Raw genomic sequence first — 14924 nt, 5'->3', positions numbered from 1 at the left:
CCCGATCACGTCAGTAAACTGACAGCAATCGGGCCTTTACATTTTAATAACCAAGAATTTACTCGCCGCGCAACCGCTTTTGGTACGTCAGAGCCAATCGCAGCTTGAAGTAATCGTGCTTTTCGCGCAAGTGATCGAAAAGATCGCGCAGCAGCGACGAACCGCCAAGCTGCCCCACAGCCGTCTGGATTTCGGCAAAATCGTCCATGCTCAGAAATTCCTCCAGCCGAATCTGGTAGCCTTTGGCGTACAGGTTTTCGAGGTGCGCCCGGATTGTGCTGGGGCTTAGGCCGCGCTGGACGGCAATGTCGTCGACGCCCATACCTGCGCGGTGTAGCTGGAAAGTGGTGTCCTGCGTATCGTTGATTTCGGTGCGCGCTTTGCGGGCCTTTGGCGCGGGCAGGTCGGCGGAGTCGGCAGGCGTTTCGGATTCGGCGGGGTTGCCGCCACGCGCCAAAATTTCCTTGATAAATGCCTCGCCGTAGGTTTCGAACTTCTTCATACCCACACCCGAAATAGCCAGCATGGCGGTGCGCGTAACGGGACGTTCCTGCGCCATTTCCTGCAAGGTCGTGTCCGAAAACACCACGTAGGGCGGCACATTTTGCTCGTCGGCAATGCGCTTGCGCAGGGCACGCAGGTGCCCAAACAGCTCGGCCGTAGCATCGGTGGGCGTAGCAGCTGCCGCGGCCGCTTTCTTGCTGGCGCGGGTCGGTTTTTCGGCCTTCTCAGCAGGCTGAAATTTCTTCAGCGGCAACTGACGCTGGCCTTGCAGCACCTCCTTGCCTAGCTCTGTGATTTTCAGCGAGTAGCCTTCTTCGTAAGCAATATACAACAGGCCATCGTTGAGCATCTGGTGGATATAGCTATACCAATCCAGATAAGGCAGGTCGGCACCGGCACCGTAGGTCTTGATCTGGTCGTAGCCGCCGGAGAGCACTGCTTGGTTGCGCATGCCGCGCAGCACGTCGATGAGCAAGCCAATGCTGGCTCGTTCGCGCATTCGGGCTACGGCCGATAACGCCTTCTGTGCCAGCAAGGTACCATCAAAGGTGGTAGGCGGATTGCGGCAGATATCGCAGTTGCCGCAGTCCTGGCCCAATGTTTCGCCGAAGTAGTTGAGCAGAATTTTGCGGCGGCACGAAGCCGCTTCCGCAAACTGCTGCATACGCTCCAGCTTCGTGAGGTTGAGTTGGGTGAGATGCGGATTCTCTTTGGTGAGCATGTCGCGCAGGCTCATCACGTCGCCGAAGTTGTAGAACATCAGCGCCGTGGCCGGAGCCCCGTCGCGGCCGGCACGACCGATTTCCTGGTAATACCCTTCTATGTTTTTGGGCAAGTTGTAGTGAATTACCCAGCGCACATTGCTCTTGTCGATGCCCATACCAAAGGCAATCGTAGCCACAATTACTTGGATATCATCGCGTAAGAAAGCTTCCTGCACCGCGCCGCGCTGGTTGGGCGTCATGCCGGCGTGATAGTGGCCGGCCCGGATGCCCTTGGCCAGCAGCTTTTGCGAGATGGTTTCGCACTGCTTGCGCGACAGACAATAAATAATGCCTGCCTCGCCCGGATGTCGATCCAGAAACTCTAGAATGCCGCCGATCCGGTCTTGGCCGGGGCGCACGATCAGGTTGAGGTTGGGGCGGTCGAAGGACGAGAGAAAGACCTGCGGCTCGTTCAAACGCAGTTGTTGCTGAATGTCGCGCTGCGTAAGGCGGTCGGCGGTAGCGGTGAGGGCAATGATGGGCACCTGCGGAAACTGCTCGCGCAGGACGCGCAGCTGCGTGTACTCGGGCCGGAAATCGTGGCCCCACGACGAAATGCAGTGCGCTTCGTCGATGGCGAACATGCTGACTTTGAGACGCTTAAGAAACTGCAAAAAACCCGACGACAGCAGCTTTTCGGGGCTCACGTACAGCAGCTTCAGGTGGCCATTCATGCAATCGCCGGCAATGCTGTTTTGCTCGCTCTGGCCTACGCTGCTGTTGATGTAAGCAGCCGAGATGCCGTTGCCTTTTAGGGCTTCCACCTGGTCTTTCATCAAGGCGATCAGCGGCGACACGACCACGCACGTTCCTTCGCTGATGACAGCCGGCACCTGAAAACACACCGATTTGCCGCCGCCCGTTGGCATGAGCACCACCGTATCGCGCCCCGCCAGGATAGACTCGATAATATCCTGCTGCATAGGCCGAAACGCGTCGTAGCCGTAGTATTGCTTCAGGACGCGGCGGGCAGAATCAACGGTAGGTTCGAAGGTTTCGGGGGCAAATAGCATTCGGTAAAAATACGGCTAATCGGGAGGAGTTGAAAGATTAATTGAACCACCGCGGCGGGGAAATCGTGCACTTCATTGACTCAATTCTGCACCATCGTCTGTGCGCTTAGTACCGTAAGAATACTTCAGAATTTAACGTCTAACTCGCCTAAGCTTGAACCATTATGAACCAGCCAACTGCCCCCAACATCTCTACCAAACTCGACCACACCATCCTTAGCGTGCTGAACCGGTGCGTGGCCGCCTGTGAAAACTGCGCCACTTCTTGCTTGCAGGAACCGCACGTGCAGATGATGGTCCAATGCATTCTGCTTGATCGCGATTGCGCCGACATCTGCGCACTGACGGCGCGCTTGGTGGCTCGCCATTCGCCTCATGCAAAGCACGTCATGCGCGAGTGCGTAGAAGTTTGCCGGCTGTGTTACGATGAGTGCTCTAAGCACCAACACGAACACTGCCAGAAGTGCGCCGAGGCCTGTAAAGCCTGCGCAGATGCCTGCAAGAGCTATCTTTTATAAATAATTGAATATCAGTTAATTGTAAAAGATAGCCTTTGCAGGCCTCCAGAGCGTAGCGAAGGATTTTTACCGCTTTACACAACGTTCCATGTAGAGATCCTTCGCTACGCTCTGGATGACACGAGGGAGTGTTTGCCTGTGCCAGAATGATTAGGAGCAATTTAGACAGCCTTTGGTTTGCGCGTGCCTTGGTAAAGCTCGTACTTCAACAGCCGGCATTCAATTGGTCCGTTGTAGAGCGGCACACGGCGGGAGGTGCGCAGGCCCACGCTTTTGGCCGCCTCCAGGTTGCCGGTAAAAATGTAGGCGTCGTAGCCCTGAAAGTTCGTTTTGAGCGTATCGCCGATGGTTTTGTAGAGCCCGGCCATTTCTTGCTCCGCCCCGATGCGTTCGCCATACGGCGGGTTCATCATCACGATACCGGGTTCGCCTTTGGGAGCTTTGGCTTCCTTGACATCGCGCACACCAAGCCGGATATAATCCTCTAAATCAGCAGCTTCCACGTTTTGCCGCGCCAGCTCGATGAACTCGCGGGAGATGTCGGAGCCGGCGATGTCGGCTTGGGGCTCTTCGAGGCGGGCATTTCGGGCGTCGAGCCGAATGGTTTCCCAGAGCGAAGCGTCGAAGTCGGCCCAATTTTCGAAGCCGAATTTGCCTTGGTGATACAAACCAGGCGCAATGCGCTGGGCGATGAGCGCGGCCTCGGTCAGGAGCGTACCGGAGCCGCACATCGGATCGACAAGCGTTTTTTTGCCGTCCCAACCCGACAATAGCAATAGCCCGGCGGCCAATACTTCGTTGAGCGGCGCGGCGTTGGTTTGCTGACGGTAGCCGCGCCGGTGCAACGATTCGCCCGCCGCATCCAGCGACAGCACCACTTCGTTTTCGAGCATGTGCAGGTGCAACCGGATGTCGGGGCGGTTGACGTCGACGCTTGGACGGCGGCCCGTACGATCGCGGAACTGGTCGACGATGGCGTCCTTGGCCAATTGCGCTACAAATAGCGAGTGCTCGAAGCTGGATTTATTGACAACGGCCGTAATAGCAAAAGTCTGATTTTCAGCTATATACTTACTCCAATCAATTTTACCAACTTCCCGATACAGTGCCCGCTCGTCGCGGGCGTAGAAGTCGGCGAAGGGCTTGAGTATGCGCATGGCGGTGCGGCACCATAGGGTCGCTTCGTAGAGTAATTGCTTGTTGCCGGTAAACTCCACGGCCCGGCTGCCCATCTTCTCGATTTTGGCGCCGAGCTGGCGCAACTCATCAGCCAACACCTCTTCCAGTCCAAACTGGGTGGTGGCAGTCATAAAAAACGGAGCGTCGCGGCGGTTATCAGCCATAAAAAGCGGCAAATGTGAGGAGAAGGCACAAAGGTCGGCAAATGCGCAGGAATGCAACGCGTGCTTTTGCGCCGCGCAGCCCTAGGCGAAAGTAAACGCAACAGCCCAAGCGGTTTTTCTATCTTTAAGGCCTCGCTTTTGCTTTTCCTCTCCAAAACTTCGCCTGCATGGCCGTTCCCACCACCTCTTCCTCCCCGATTGCGGCTACCGGCCCCGAAACCAAGCGCAGCTTTGCGCTGCCCATGGCCGCCATGACGTCGCTGTTCTTCCTGTTTGGGGCCGTCACGAACTTCAACGACGTGCTCATGCCCTACCTCAAGGACGTGTGTCAGCTCACCGATTTACAGTCGTCGTTGGTGCAGTCGGCTTTTTTCGGGGCGTATTTCCTGATGTCGCTGCCAGCAGGTTACGTTTTGAAACGCCTTGGTTACCAGCGCGGTATCGTGGTGGGCTTGCTGGTAATGGCGGGCGGTGCGCTGCTGTTTGTGCCGGCGGCCAATTCGCGCACGTTCGGGCTGTTTCTGACGGCGCTGGGCGTGCTCGGAGCTGGTATCACCCTACTGCAAGTTGCAGCCAACCCCTATGTGTCGGTGCTGGGCGCTGCGCGTAGCGCGGCGGCGCGGGTGAGCATTGTAGGTGTGGCCAACAACTTCGGTGGCGCTTTATCGCCCTTGGTGGGCGGAATTTTATTGTTCGGTGGCTCGGTAGCACTGAAAGCGCGTTTGGCAGCCCTGCCGGTGGCCCAACGATTGGCTGAAGAATCGCAACTGGTAAAAGCCCCCTATCTCGGCTTGGCCGCGTTCTTGGCGGTGCTGGCGGGTGTGTTTTTCGTCTTGAAATTACCCGAAATTGAGAGCCTGCCTGCCGAAGATGAACCCCAAGCAGCCGACCTTGCCGCCAACGGCCAATTGCAGACGGCCGCCCGGCAAAGTGCGCTGGCATTTCCACACCTTGTGCTGGGCATCGTGGCTATTTTCGTGTACGTGGGTGTGGAAGTAGGCTTGGGATCCTTCCTGATCCGCTACGGCGAATCACAAGGCATTCAACAACTTAGCTCGTTTACCCAAACCCTCGTCCGCAGCCTGAACGTGGCAACCAACTACGCCTTGGTGCTATTTGGCCGCCACGCCGACGCCCTCGATACGTCGGCTGGTTTTACCAAGGCAGTGGGCGCGGTGCTGGTTTCCTCGTACTGGTTTGGCTCCTTAGTGGGCCGACTGGTGGGCATTCCGCTGCTGCTGCGCTTTCACAACCGGGCCTTATTAGTGGCAGTGTGCGCCGCCGGCGTGATGCTGGTAGTTGCTTCGATCCTGAGCCACGGTGAAACTGCTTTGTGGTTGGTGGTGCTCTGCGGCTTGTGCAACTCCATCATGTGGCCCGTAATTTTTCCACTGGCGATTACAGGCCTCGGCTCATTCACCAAACAGGGCTCGTCCTACCTGATCATGGCAATTGTGGGCGGAGCCATCATTCCTCCGCTTATGGGCTTCATCGCCACGCACGGCGGAGGGCTACGGGTAGCCTTTGTGGTGCCGGCCCTGTGCTATACTTATTTGTTGTTTTACGCGTTGCGCGGCTACCGGGTGCGGTAAGCAAGCCTCTCCCAGAAAATTAGGTTGAGGTATTTTCGCTCCCTCTACCCAGCAAAAAGTCCGGCATATTGCCGGACTTTTTGCTGGGTACGCTTTGCTTGGTGATTAACGCTTAAGAGAACTTATGCTTGAGGCGCAGGAAATAAGCCTCAAAATACCGATAACTTACATAGCTCATTATCAAGGATATAGCCAGAGCAATACCAGCGTAGCTAAAGCCACCTTCCACGCTCTCACGAGACAGATGCGCGCCCCGAAACAAGAGAATTGTCACTTGGATGGCGATGGGATGCAGCAAATACAGGCCGTAGGTATACTTGCCTAACCGGGAAAGCGTAGTGAGGCGGGACAGCTTCAAGGGTGAATGCCCTGCGAAGTTCTGCTCCGTTATGATAAAAGCAAAAAACAAAGTGCTCACCAAGCGCGCAACCACGGCCGCAGAAGTGCCGGGGTACAAATCATCGCGGTACAACAGCAACGCGAAACCGAGCAGGTATGCCAACCCGATCACCAGTTTGGGCAGGTTCTGGAAAAAGCCAACAAACCGCGGATTGAAACGGCAGTGGTAGGCAAACAAACCGCCCATTGCCAAATCCGACATTACTGATAGCGTATGGAAATAAAGGGTGTCGCCATCCGTGCGGTGCAGATAGCGAAAAACCAATGAGCAGAGTATCACTCCGTAAAAAATTGCCTGGTAATACCGTTTGGGCACCACCAAAAACAGCAGCGGCCACACCAGGTAAAATTGTTCTTCAATGGCTACCGACCAGGTAATCCCGATCATCGCCACGGAGAGTGGCTGCAAATGATTGTGAGCCAGATAGATTGAATCGAAATTACTCAGAAAGGTAAAATAGAAAGGTGCCCGGTGTGCTATGTCAGTAGTGATGCCAATGACGCTTTTGAAGGCTGGGTACACGAAAAAGCCGAAGAGCAGCACAGCGAAATACAGAGGCCAAATTCGCAAGGTGCGCCGGACGTAGAAGTTGCTCAAGTGAATCCGCCCGGTTGCTTCTCGCTCTTGCAGCAGCAGATACGTAATCAGATACCCGCTTAGCACAAAGAAAAAAGATACGCCCGATCCGCCATCCGACAGCAAGTTGACAACTCGGATATAGAAAGAATTGCTGCTGAAATGGCCCAGCGTCTTGCCCAACTCGCTGTGCGCCAAAAACACCATTCCGAAAGCCACAACACGTAACAGATCGAGGTTGTCGAAATATACTTTCTGCGCTTTAGGGGGCTTGACAAGCCCGGCAGAAGATGAGGCATCTATCGAAGTAAGCAGTAAAGAATGCTCGGCCATTGGGGCTTCGTTGAAGGTAAATTACCTCAAAGATACGAGTACAATGCTTCTTACATTAGAACGAGACGCAATCCAATTACTTCTCGAAGCGTCAAAAGCGGGAATACGAAACGGCTACCTTTGCCGAGAAATCACTTCCCGCCTTCCGCATGACTTCGGCTCCTCTTCTTGAACACAACGTTTCGCTCCGCACCTATAACACGTTCGGCATCGATGTGAAAGCACGCTTGTTTGCGCGCTTTGCCAGCACCGATGAATTACGGGCACTGTTGGCATTGCCCGAAGTCCAGCAAGCCGCAAAGCTGGTGCTAGGCGGCGGCAGTAACTTACTGTTTACCAAGGACTTCGATGGTGTAGTACTCCGAAACGAGATTCGGGGTTTAGAAACGTTGTCTTCCGACGAGGCCAGCGATACAGCTTTGGTCCGTGCCGGTGCTGGCGAGTCGTGGCACGCCCTGGTACAATACGCTCTGGATCAGAATCTTAGCGGAATCGAAAATCTCTCTCTGATTCCAGGCACAGTTGGCGCTGCGCCGCTCCAAAATATTGGAGCCTACGGAGCGGAGTTAAAAGACACCTTTGAGAGCCTCGAAGCGCTCGAAACCAGCACCGGGCACTTGCGCACGTTTACCCGAGCGGAATGTGGCTTTGGTTACCGCGAAAGCGTGTTCAAAGGGCCGCTCAAAGACCAGTACATTGTCACCAGCGTGCTGCTCCGGCTGCACCGCAAGCACCGCGTCAACATCAGCTACGGCGCCATCGGCACGACCTTGGCCGATATGGGAATCGAAGGCGAGCCAACGCCACAGCATGTGAGCGAAGCCGTTATCCAGATTCGTAGAAGCAAACTGCCTGACCCGGCCGAAATTGGCAACGCAGGCAGCTTTTTCAAGAACCCCGAAATCTCGCAGCACAAATACGACGAACTCAAAGCACAATACGCCGACTTGCCGGGCTATCCCGTGCCCGGAGGTGTAAAAGTGCCCGCGGCCTGGCTCATCGAGCAGTGCGGCTGGAAAGGTCAGCGCCGCGGCCCTCACGGCGTCCACGACAAGCAAGCGTTGGTACTCGTAAACCACGGCGGCGCGCAAGGCTCTGACATTCAGAGCTTAGCCCAAGAAATCATTGCTTCAGTCCGTGAAAAATTCGGCATCGAGCTGCACCCCGAAGTGAATATCATGTAGCCGTAGCGGCGCCACCGTTGTTTCTTTTGCCCTATTCCCTTGCATCTGTTATCCTGAGCAACGCGAAGGACCTTATCACAGCAGAACAAGTTCTTGTGCCGTGATAAGGTCCTTCGCGTTGCTCAGGATGACGAAAATTCTTACAACCTTCTAACAATCAGATAGTTGCAATACACTTTACTTTAGAACTGCTACCGTAGCACCATCACCGCCGCGGTCGGCGTGCTCGTCGGCGACGCTGGCCACGGAGCGCACCGAGCGCAAATAATCGCGCACCACCTGGCGGAGTACGCCGTTGCCGCGACCGTGAAGAAACTTGATTTCCGGAATGCCCAGCATGACGGCGTCGTCGATGTAGGACATTATTTTCTGTAACGCGTCTTCGGCCCGCTCGCCGCGCAGGTCGAGTGTGGTGTTGAAGCCCGACATTCGGCCCGTCATATCAAACCCGGATCCGGCGTAAGTGGCTGGTGCTGTGCGGGCCATTTGCTTCTCGCGTTCGCGAATTTCGGAGCGGCTCACCTTTTCGAGCTGGCCAACTTTCACAAGCGTTTTCATGCCGCCAAACGACACCTCAGCCGATTTGCCCTTTAGACTCATAATTTCGCCGTAACCTTCCTGGCCAATCAGCGCAACTTTGTCGCCGATCTTAAGGGTACTAGGATCAGCTACTTCGCGGTGGGCCTTGGGCTTGGGCGGCTCAATTTGCAACTCCTTGCGCACGAAATCGTCCAGCTTCTGGCGTGCCTGTTTGGTTTGCTCTTTATCCGCCTGCGAAGTCTTTATTTCCTGAATCGTGGCTTCTATTTGCTGGTTCGTGTCTTTGAGCAGCAACTTGGCTTTCGCCTTGGCGTCGCGCAGCACGTCGAGCGTGGTTTCGTCGAGGTATTTTTTCAGATCCTGATATTCCTGCGCCGCTTTTTTCATGCGCCGCTCCTGCTTGGCCGCTTCCGCCGTGCGCTGTTCCAGGTCGGTTTTTTCCTTTTCCAAGCCCTCCAACAGCCTGTCGTACCGGATTTTATCCTTGCCGACGAGTTGGGTGGCGCGCTCCACAATTTGCTTGGGCAAGCCAATTTTCCGAGCAATTTCAATGGCAAACGACGAGCCCGGCTTCCCGATTTCCAAGCGGTAGAGCGGCTGCAACTGCTCCGGATCGTAGCGCATGGCACCGTTGACAATGCCCGGCGTACGCTCCGCGTAGTTTTTGAGGTTGGTATAGTGCGTCGTGATCACGCCAAATGCGCGAGCGCGGTTCAACTGATCCAGCACCGCTTCGGCAATGGCACCGCCCAGCATGGGCTCGGTGCCGGTTCCAAATTCGTCGATCAGCACGAGGCTGCGCTTGCCAGCAAACAGCAGAAACTGCTTCATGTTCAGCAAGTGCGACGAATACGTACTGAGGTCATTCTCAAGGCTTTGCTCGTCGCCAATGTCCAGGAAAATATCCTCAAAGATCCCGGCTTCAGAGCCGTCGCCAGCCGGAATGAGCAGGCCGCACTGCAGCATGTACTGCACCAATCCTACCGTCTTCATCGACACCGACTTACCGCCGGCATTCGGTCCTGAGATCAGAAGCAAGCGCTGCTCGTGGTTGAGCTCTATGTCGAGCGGGACCACTTCACGCGGATTTTCTTTGTGGTGCTCTTTGAACGTGAGGTAGAGCAGCGGATGGCGCACCGTTTTCCAGCGTACCAACGGCTTCGGGTTCAGCGCAGGCAACGTTGCTTCTAACTGCCTGGCTAGCTGTGCCTTGGCTCTAATAAAATCTAGCAATCCCAAGTACTGATAGGCTTTCCGCAAATCCGGAATGTGCGGACGCAGCTGGTCGGTCAGGGAAGTAAGAATGCGGATCAGCTCGCGCTGGTAAGCATTTTCGAGGTCCTTGATGTCGTTGTTTAGCTCAAAAACCGCTTCCGGCTCGATAAACACCGTTTGCCCCGAAGCCGATTCGTCGTGAATCAGGCCTTTCACCCGGCGCTTGTGCTCCGCAATGACGGGCAGCACCAACCGCCCGCCCCGAATCGTGGGTTCGGCACCTTCCGGCACCCACCCTTCCGACTTGGCATGGCGCAGAATGCCGGCAATCTGTTTACGCAGAAGCCCCTGACGGTTGATGAGTTCCTGACGCAAATGCATGAGCAACGGCGAAGCGTTGTCGCGTACCTGGCCTTCGTCGTCCACCACTTTATCGAGCGCGGCTAGCAGGTTACGGTCGACTTGCACACCAATGCCCAGCAGGCGCAGCGTTGGGTACAGACTTTCTTCTGCTTGGGTAAAAAAAGTCAGGGCTTGCCGAATGGTGCGCAACGACATTTTCACCGCGAAAAACGCAGGCACGTCGAGGTAAGCCCCCGGAATGGCGGCGCGCACCAGATGTGGATGCACATCGTGGTAATGTTGACTCGGAAAATCGGCGCCAGAATGAAGCAGGGCGCGGAATTCGTCGGTTTGCTGCAGAAGTTTCAGCAGTTGGTCGTGCTTGGTCTGAAACTGCATTTTGCCCACAAAGTGGCGGCCTAATGCACTCAGGCACAACGACTCCAGCATTTCGCGCAGTTGCGCGAAGCCTATTTTCTGCTCGAAGTTATTTGGAAGAATCAAAGAGAAATCGGAATTCAGGGTGTAGAAAAGACTGCTATGGTAAACACGGCTAGCAGCGATAAAGATTCAGGAATATTAATAAATGATGCACGAGTACAAGCAAGTTACCGGCATTACATTTCGCCCTCCACACCCAGCCCAAACAACGCAAAGTCGTATTTGACCGGGTCATTCGGGTCAAAGTCGCGTAGGTGGGCGGTCAGATCTTCGGCAGCAGCCCAATCCACGGCGGGGCGCGTCATCAGGCCCAGGCGGCGGGCGACGCGCTCCACGTGCACGTCGCACGGGCAGATCAGGTCCGACATGGGCAGGCGCGTCCAGAGGCCAAAATCCACGCCGCGGGTGTCTTGGCGCACCATCCAACGCAGGTACATGTTCACGCGCTTGCAGGCCGATTTGCGGGCCGGCGTGGCTACGTGCTTGCGGGTTCGGCCGGGGGCATCGGGCAGGCTAAAGAACAGATTATGAAATTGTTCTAGCCGTTCGCGCTGCGTGACACCGTGCAAAAAAGCGTCTTCCAAGGTGTTGTGCTGCTCATAAAACCACCGCAGAAAATGCACGAAATACAGCAGATCGGTATCGCAAAAGGTGCGGTGGCAGAAGCCTAACAGACCCTTCAAATCGTCGTCGGAATGGTGCAGGATGAACTGATGGGGCGCGTTGTCCATGCGCTGTATCAGTTCCTGACATTTTTTAATGATTGTAGGCCGACGCCCCCAAGCCAACAAGGCCGCGAACAGGCCGCTAATTTCAATATCCTGGCGCAGCGAAAACCGATGCGGAATGCTAATGGGGTCGTTGAGGATGAAGGCTGGCCGGTCGTAATGGTCGTAGCGATCGTCGAGCAACTGGCGGATTTGGGCGTGATTCAAGAGCAAAAATTATGGCAGCCCCTCGCCTTCCAACGGATAATGGAAAGCGCACAGAAGCTGTACGTTAGCGGCAGTAATGGGCAAAGTTGAGGAGGAAACACCGGACCGGAGGGCAAAGTGCAAGTTGCTGGTGCTGCCACAAACCTGACAACGCCCTTTCTCCCGCTTCCAAACTTCCTGCTTGACAGAAGCAGAAAGCAAGCTATTGATAATCAATTCATTACCAATAGCTTGGTTTTCTACAGGGTTTGCAGGATCGGTCTCAATTAGCCGAAGCTTGAATTTGAACACCTGCCGCGCCAAATCGGCTTCGCGCCACGCGTCTATAAGAGCAAAAACGCCGTTGAAGACCCACACGCCAGCGTCAATTTTCTCATACACTCGCACCGGCTCAGGCTCAATTTCGCCCAACTTGGCGCGGCGGGCAGCCTCGAAGAAGCGTCCGTTTTGGGTGAGCGTACCCCGCGGGGTAGCGAGCTGCTGATCAGCGAGTTTGGACGCAGATAGCTCATTGCGCGGAATGTCGTGGCCTTCGTAAATCAGGATGCGTCCATGCTCCTCAAACCGATCGGCGTAGGGCGCGTCCGGCCGCCTCGACATCAGAATAATTGTCTGGCGCCCGTGCAACCGAAAGTTCATCCCGCGCCGCAGGTTGGTTTTTTCCAGCCAACACATTTCGGCGTAGGTAAAAATATCGCCCGCGGCCGCTAAGTCAGTAGAGCGATGCTCCATGCGCTTAGCGGCTGTGCGCCATGCGTTTACGGCACATACGAAGTTTCGACGCGGAAGCGGCTATCGGGCGTGGAGAGGCGCTGCACCGCTTTTTTGGAAAGCCGCACCAGAATGTTGCTGTTCTCACCAGTATCAGGTAGTTGACCGATTACGCGCACGTACACGGCCTGCCCGTTCATGATGTTGCGCACCTGCATAATTGTGCCCACCGGCGCAGTTTTGTGCAGCGCGAGGTATTTGTCGGTGCCGCCGCCTTCGATGACGGCCGCCAAGCCGCTTTCTTTTACGCGCCGCACGATTTCGCTGGCCCGCTCCGGTGCTCGGTCTTCGTCGGTAGTCGACTCACTGGTTGTTGGCGGCGCAGTCTCCCGAGACTTTTCGGCCTCCTCAGCGCGCTCTGGCCTGTTGGCGGGCGTTGTCGGAGCGGTTGCGGGCGGCGACGTTTTTACGGGAGTAGTTGCCACCACAGGTTGGGGTTGCGGCTGAGTTGGGGTGGGTGGCGCACTAGGCGCGGCATGCGCTGGCACAATAACGAGGAGTTGACCGATACGAACGCCACCGCCAGCCGGCAAATGGTTAAGTTGAGCCAACGCATCCGGGGTAGTTTCGAAACGGCGCGCAATGGAAAAAAGGGTTTGGCCTTTTTCCACTTTGTACACTTTGTTGCCGTGTGCATCAGTGGCCAGCGCCCGCGCTGCGGCCGAGGTCGGTGCACTAGTAGCTTCGGCGGGGCGCGCCGCCGGCGGATTGGTCAGGACGACGCGGGACCGCGGCACCAGCACAATCTGGCCGGTGTTTAGGCCGCCTTGCAAATTCGGATTGACCTCTACAATCTGATCGACGGGCACTTTGTAGCGCCGCGAGAGGCCGTAGAGGGTTTCACCAGGATTAACCCGGTGCTTAATCAACATCTTATTGTTGCGGTATTCAACGCCTATAGAATCAGGCAACACGGGCCGTAAGGCGGCGGAAGCAGAAAGGCTGGAAACAACGAACGCGGCAAACAGCAACGAAAAACGGGTCATACGGACGGTTTGCGGGAAAAGGCAGATACCAGCGAAAAAGCAGCACCTTGCCTTGCCAGCAGCATAAATACTGCCGAAAGATAAAAAATAATCCCAGCACAGTGCCAAAACACGCTTTCCATTGGGCAGAAGGCATGTTTTTAACGAACTAATGGCGGTGCTAAATGAGCGTGGTTTCTGTTTTTTGCCGGAATTCTGCCTCCTTTGCAGCCGTCCACTTCACTCTGATTGCTATGCTGCACGCCATCGGCATCATTCCGGCCCGCTACGCTTCTACCCGCTTGCCCGGCAAACCGCTTACCGACTTAGGCGGCAAATCCATGATCCAGCGCGTGGTCGAGCAGGCCCAGAAGTCGGCCCTGAGCCGCGTGGTGGTCGCCACCGACGACGAGCGCATTCTAGAACATGTTTTGGCATTTGGCGGCGAAGCTCTCCTGACTTCACCCGATCACCCCAGCGGCACCGACCGCGTGTATGATGCCTACCGCCAGCTCGCTACCCCCGCCGATTGCCTGGTAAACATCCAGGGTGACGAGCCATTCATCCACCCAGAGCAAATCAATAGCTTGTTGCAACTATTTAGTGACGAGCCACTTACTCAGATAGCCACGCTAGTTAAGCCGGTTGTGGACGAGGAAGAACTATTCAGCCCGCACTTGCCTAAAGTAGTGCTGGATGCGCAACGTAACGCGTTGTATTTCAGCCGTCATCCGCTGCCCTACCAGCGTCAGCACCCATCCGAACACTGGCTCGAGCACCATCGCTATCTGCGTCATATCGGCTTGTATGCCTACCGCCCCGATGTGTTGGCCGAAATCACCCAATTGCCGCCTTCCTCTCTGGAGCTCGCCGAGTCGCTGGAGCAATTACGCTGGCTCGAAAACGGCTACCGCATCCTGACGGCTGAAACCAATTTGGCCACTATCGGCATCGACACGCCGGAGGACGTAGCGCGGGCGCTGGAATTCTTAGCCGCAAACCCCTCTCTGTAAATACCTTATTTACTGGCGCTTACGCAACAATAAAGCTAGCCACCCGCCTTTTTGGCCTTGTAGCCTTGCTCAATCAAAACGGCAAGCGCTTTATCGCGGAAGTCACCCTGAATCAGGATTTCCCCGTCTTTGGCATTGCCGCCGACGCCGCATTTAGTTTTTAGGAGCTTTCCAAGCACCTGCAAATCAGCGTCTTTGCCTACAAAGCCAGTTATTAGTGTTACCTGTTTGCCGCCGCGGGCTTTGCGGTCGAGCTGAACGCGCAGGTTTTGCTGTTGAGGAGGCAGCGTCGCCGTTTCTTCTTCCGCATTGTATTGATAGGCAAACTCGGAACTGGTAGAGTAGACGATGCCTTCGCGGTTGCGATGATTTTTGTCTGCTTTCATAGTAATAAAGGTAAGAAACCCAGAAGTGCACTAGGGCCAAAAACAATACCTATTGCATATCCAATTGGATATCAATCTATTGCAACAAA

At 55.6% G+C, this 14924-nt stretch carries 12 protein-coding genes; 4 read left to right on the top strand and 8 right to left on the bottom strand.

Annotated elements, in window-relative coordinates; all coding sequences use genetic code 11:
* Positions 1-58: 58 nt before the first annotated feature.
* On the bottom strand, positions 59-2281 hold the full coding sequence (gene recQ, locus FHG12_RS16970; protein WP_139516857.1) for a DNA helicase RecQ: 2223 nt from the start codon (positions 2279-2281) through the stop codon (positions 59-61).
* A 164-nt stretch (positions 2282-2445) separates the two neighbouring features.
* Between recQ and FHG12_RS16965 the strand changes: the two genes are divergently transcribed.
* Positions 2446-2799: a four-helix bundle copper-binding protein gene (locus tag FHG12_RS16965; RefSeq protein ID WP_139516856.1), complete on the top strand. Its 354-nt coding sequence runs from the start codon at positions 2446-2448 to the stop codon at positions 2797-2799.
* A 161-nt stretch (positions 2800-2960) separates the two neighbouring features.
* Here FHG12_RS16965 and FHG12_RS16960 read toward each other — a convergent pair whose 3' ends face one another.
* Positions 2961-4142, bottom strand: a complete 1182-nt coding sequence (locus tag FHG12_RS16960) for a THUMP domain-containing class I SAM-dependent RNA methyltransferase (RefSeq protein WP_139516855.1) — start codon at positions 4140-4142, stop codon at positions 2961-2963.
* Between the two features lie 167 nt (positions 4143-4309).
* On the opposite strand from FHG12_RS16960, the gene FHG12_RS16955 reads away from it, so the two are divergent.
* Positions 4310-5734, top strand: a complete 1425-nt coding sequence (locus FHG12_RS16955; protein WP_139516854.1) for a sugar MFS transporter — start codon at positions 4310-4312, stop codon at positions 5732-5734.
* A 112-nt stretch (positions 5735-5846) separates the two neighbouring features.
* On the opposite strand, the gene FHG12_RS16950 is transcribed toward FHG12_RS16955, so the two are convergent.
* Complete coding sequence (locus FHG12_RS16950) at positions 5847-7043, bottom strand: acyltransferase family protein (protein ID WP_139516853.1); 1197 nt, start codon at positions 7041-7043, stop codon at positions 5847-5849.
* Between the two features lie 149 nt (positions 7044-7192).
* Between FHG12_RS16950 and murB the strand changes: the two genes are divergently transcribed.
* The gene (murB, locus tag FHG12_RS16945; protein WP_139516852.1) at positions 7193-8227 is read left to right on the top strand and encodes a UDP-N-acetylmuramate dehydrogenase; all 1035 of its coding nucleotides are present in this window, start codon (positions 7193-7195) and stop codon (positions 8225-8227) included.
* A 177-nt stretch (positions 8228-8404) separates the two neighbouring features.
* Here murB and FHG12_RS16940 read toward each other — a convergent pair whose 3' ends face one another.
* The 4 genes from FHG12_RS16940 to FHG12_RS16925 form a co-directional block, all read right to left on the bottom strand.
* Positions 8405-10828, bottom strand: coding sequence for an endonuclease MutS2 (locus tag FHG12_RS16940; protein WP_139516851.1), 2424 nt, complete (start codon positions 10826-10828; stop codon positions 8405-8407).
* 113 nt (positions 10829-10941) lie between these two features.
* A complete protein-coding gene (locus tag FHG12_RS16935) occupies positions 10942-11700 on the bottom strand; it encodes a TIGR02757 family protein (RefSeq protein ID WP_139516850.1) in 759 nt (252 codons plus the stop codon).
* A 9-nt stretch (positions 11701-11709) separates the two neighbouring features.
* Positions 11710-12432 (bottom strand): HNH endonuclease, encoded by a 723-nt coding sequence (locus tag FHG12_RS16930; protein ID WP_174805800.1) that lies wholly within the window; start codon positions 12430-12432, stop codon positions 11710-11712.
* A gap of 26 nt (positions 12433-12458) precedes the next feature.
* The gene (locus tag FHG12_RS16925) at positions 12459-13457 is read right to left on the bottom strand and encodes a LysM peptidoglycan-binding domain-containing protein (protein ID WP_139516849.1); all 999 of its coding nucleotides are present in this window, start codon (positions 13455-13457) and stop codon (positions 12459-12461) included.
* A gap of 236 nt (positions 13458-13693) precedes the next feature.
* Here FHG12_RS16925 and kdsB point away from each other — a divergent pair, with 236 nt between their 5' ends.
* Positions 13694-14449 carry a 3-deoxy-manno-octulosonate cytidylyltransferase gene (gene kdsB / locus FHG12_RS16920; protein ID WP_230471382.1) on the top strand — a complete coding sequence of 252 codons (756 nt, stop codon included), beginning with the start codon at positions 13694-13696 and terminating at the stop codon, positions 14447-14449.
* A gap of 35 nt (positions 14450-14484) precedes the next feature.
* On the opposite strand, the gene FHG12_RS16915 is transcribed toward kdsB, so the two are convergent.
* Positions 14485-14835 carry a translation initiation factor gene (locus FHG12_RS16915; protein WP_139516847.1) on the bottom strand — a complete coding sequence of 117 codons (351 nt, stop codon included), beginning with the start codon at positions 14833-14835 and terminating at the stop codon, positions 14485-14487.
* Positions 14836-14924: the final 89 nt, after the last annotated feature.

It is taken from the genome of Hymenobacter jejuensis (assembly GCF_006337165.1).
Lineage (GTDB): Bacteria > Bacteroidota > Bacteroidia > Cytophagales > Hymenobacteraceae > Hymenobacter > Hymenobacter jejuensis.
Note: the sequence above shows the minus strand (reverse complement) of the source record. Positions and strands in the feature narration are given on the sequence as shown.

What these genes read in the sequence shown, in the direction of transcription:
- recQ (WP_139516857.1), bottom strand. Translation starts at nt 2,281, where the DNA reads ATGCTATTTGCCCCCGAAACCTTCGAACCTACCGTTGATTCTGCCCGC.
- FHG12_RS16965 (WP_139516856.1), top strand. Translation starts at nt 2,446, where the DNA reads ATGAACCAGCCAACTGCCCCCAACATCTCTACCAAACTCGACCACACC.
- FHG12_RS16960 (WP_139516855.1), bottom strand. Translation starts at nt 4,142, where the DNA reads ATGGCTGATAACCGCCGCGACGCTCCGTTTTTTATGACTGCCACCACC.
- FHG12_RS16955 (WP_139516854.1), top strand. Translation starts at nt 4,310, where the DNA reads ATGGCCGTTCCCACCACCTCTTCCTCCCCGATTGCGGCTACCGGCCCC.
- FHG12_RS16950 (WP_139516853.1), bottom strand. Translation starts at nt 7,043, where the DNA reads ATGGCCGAGCATTCTTTACTGCTTACTTCGATAGATGCCTCATCTTCT.
- murB (WP_139516852.1), top strand. Translation starts at nt 7,193, where the DNA reads ATGACTTCGGCTCCTCTTCTTGAACACAACGTTTCGCTCCGCACCTAT.
- FHG12_RS16930 (WP_174805800.1), bottom strand. Translation starts at nt 12,432, where the DNA reads ATGGAGCATCGCTCTACTGACTTAGCGGCCGCGGGCGATATTTTTACC.
- FHG12_RS16925 (WP_139516849.1), bottom strand. Translation starts at nt 13,457, where the DNA reads ATGACCCGTTTTTCGTTGCTGTTTGCCGCGTTCGTTGTTTCCAGCCTT.
- FHG12_RS16915 (WP_139516847.1), bottom strand. Translation starts at nt 14,835, where the DNA reads ATGAAAGCAGACAAAAATCATCGCAACCGCGAAGGCATCGTCTACTCT.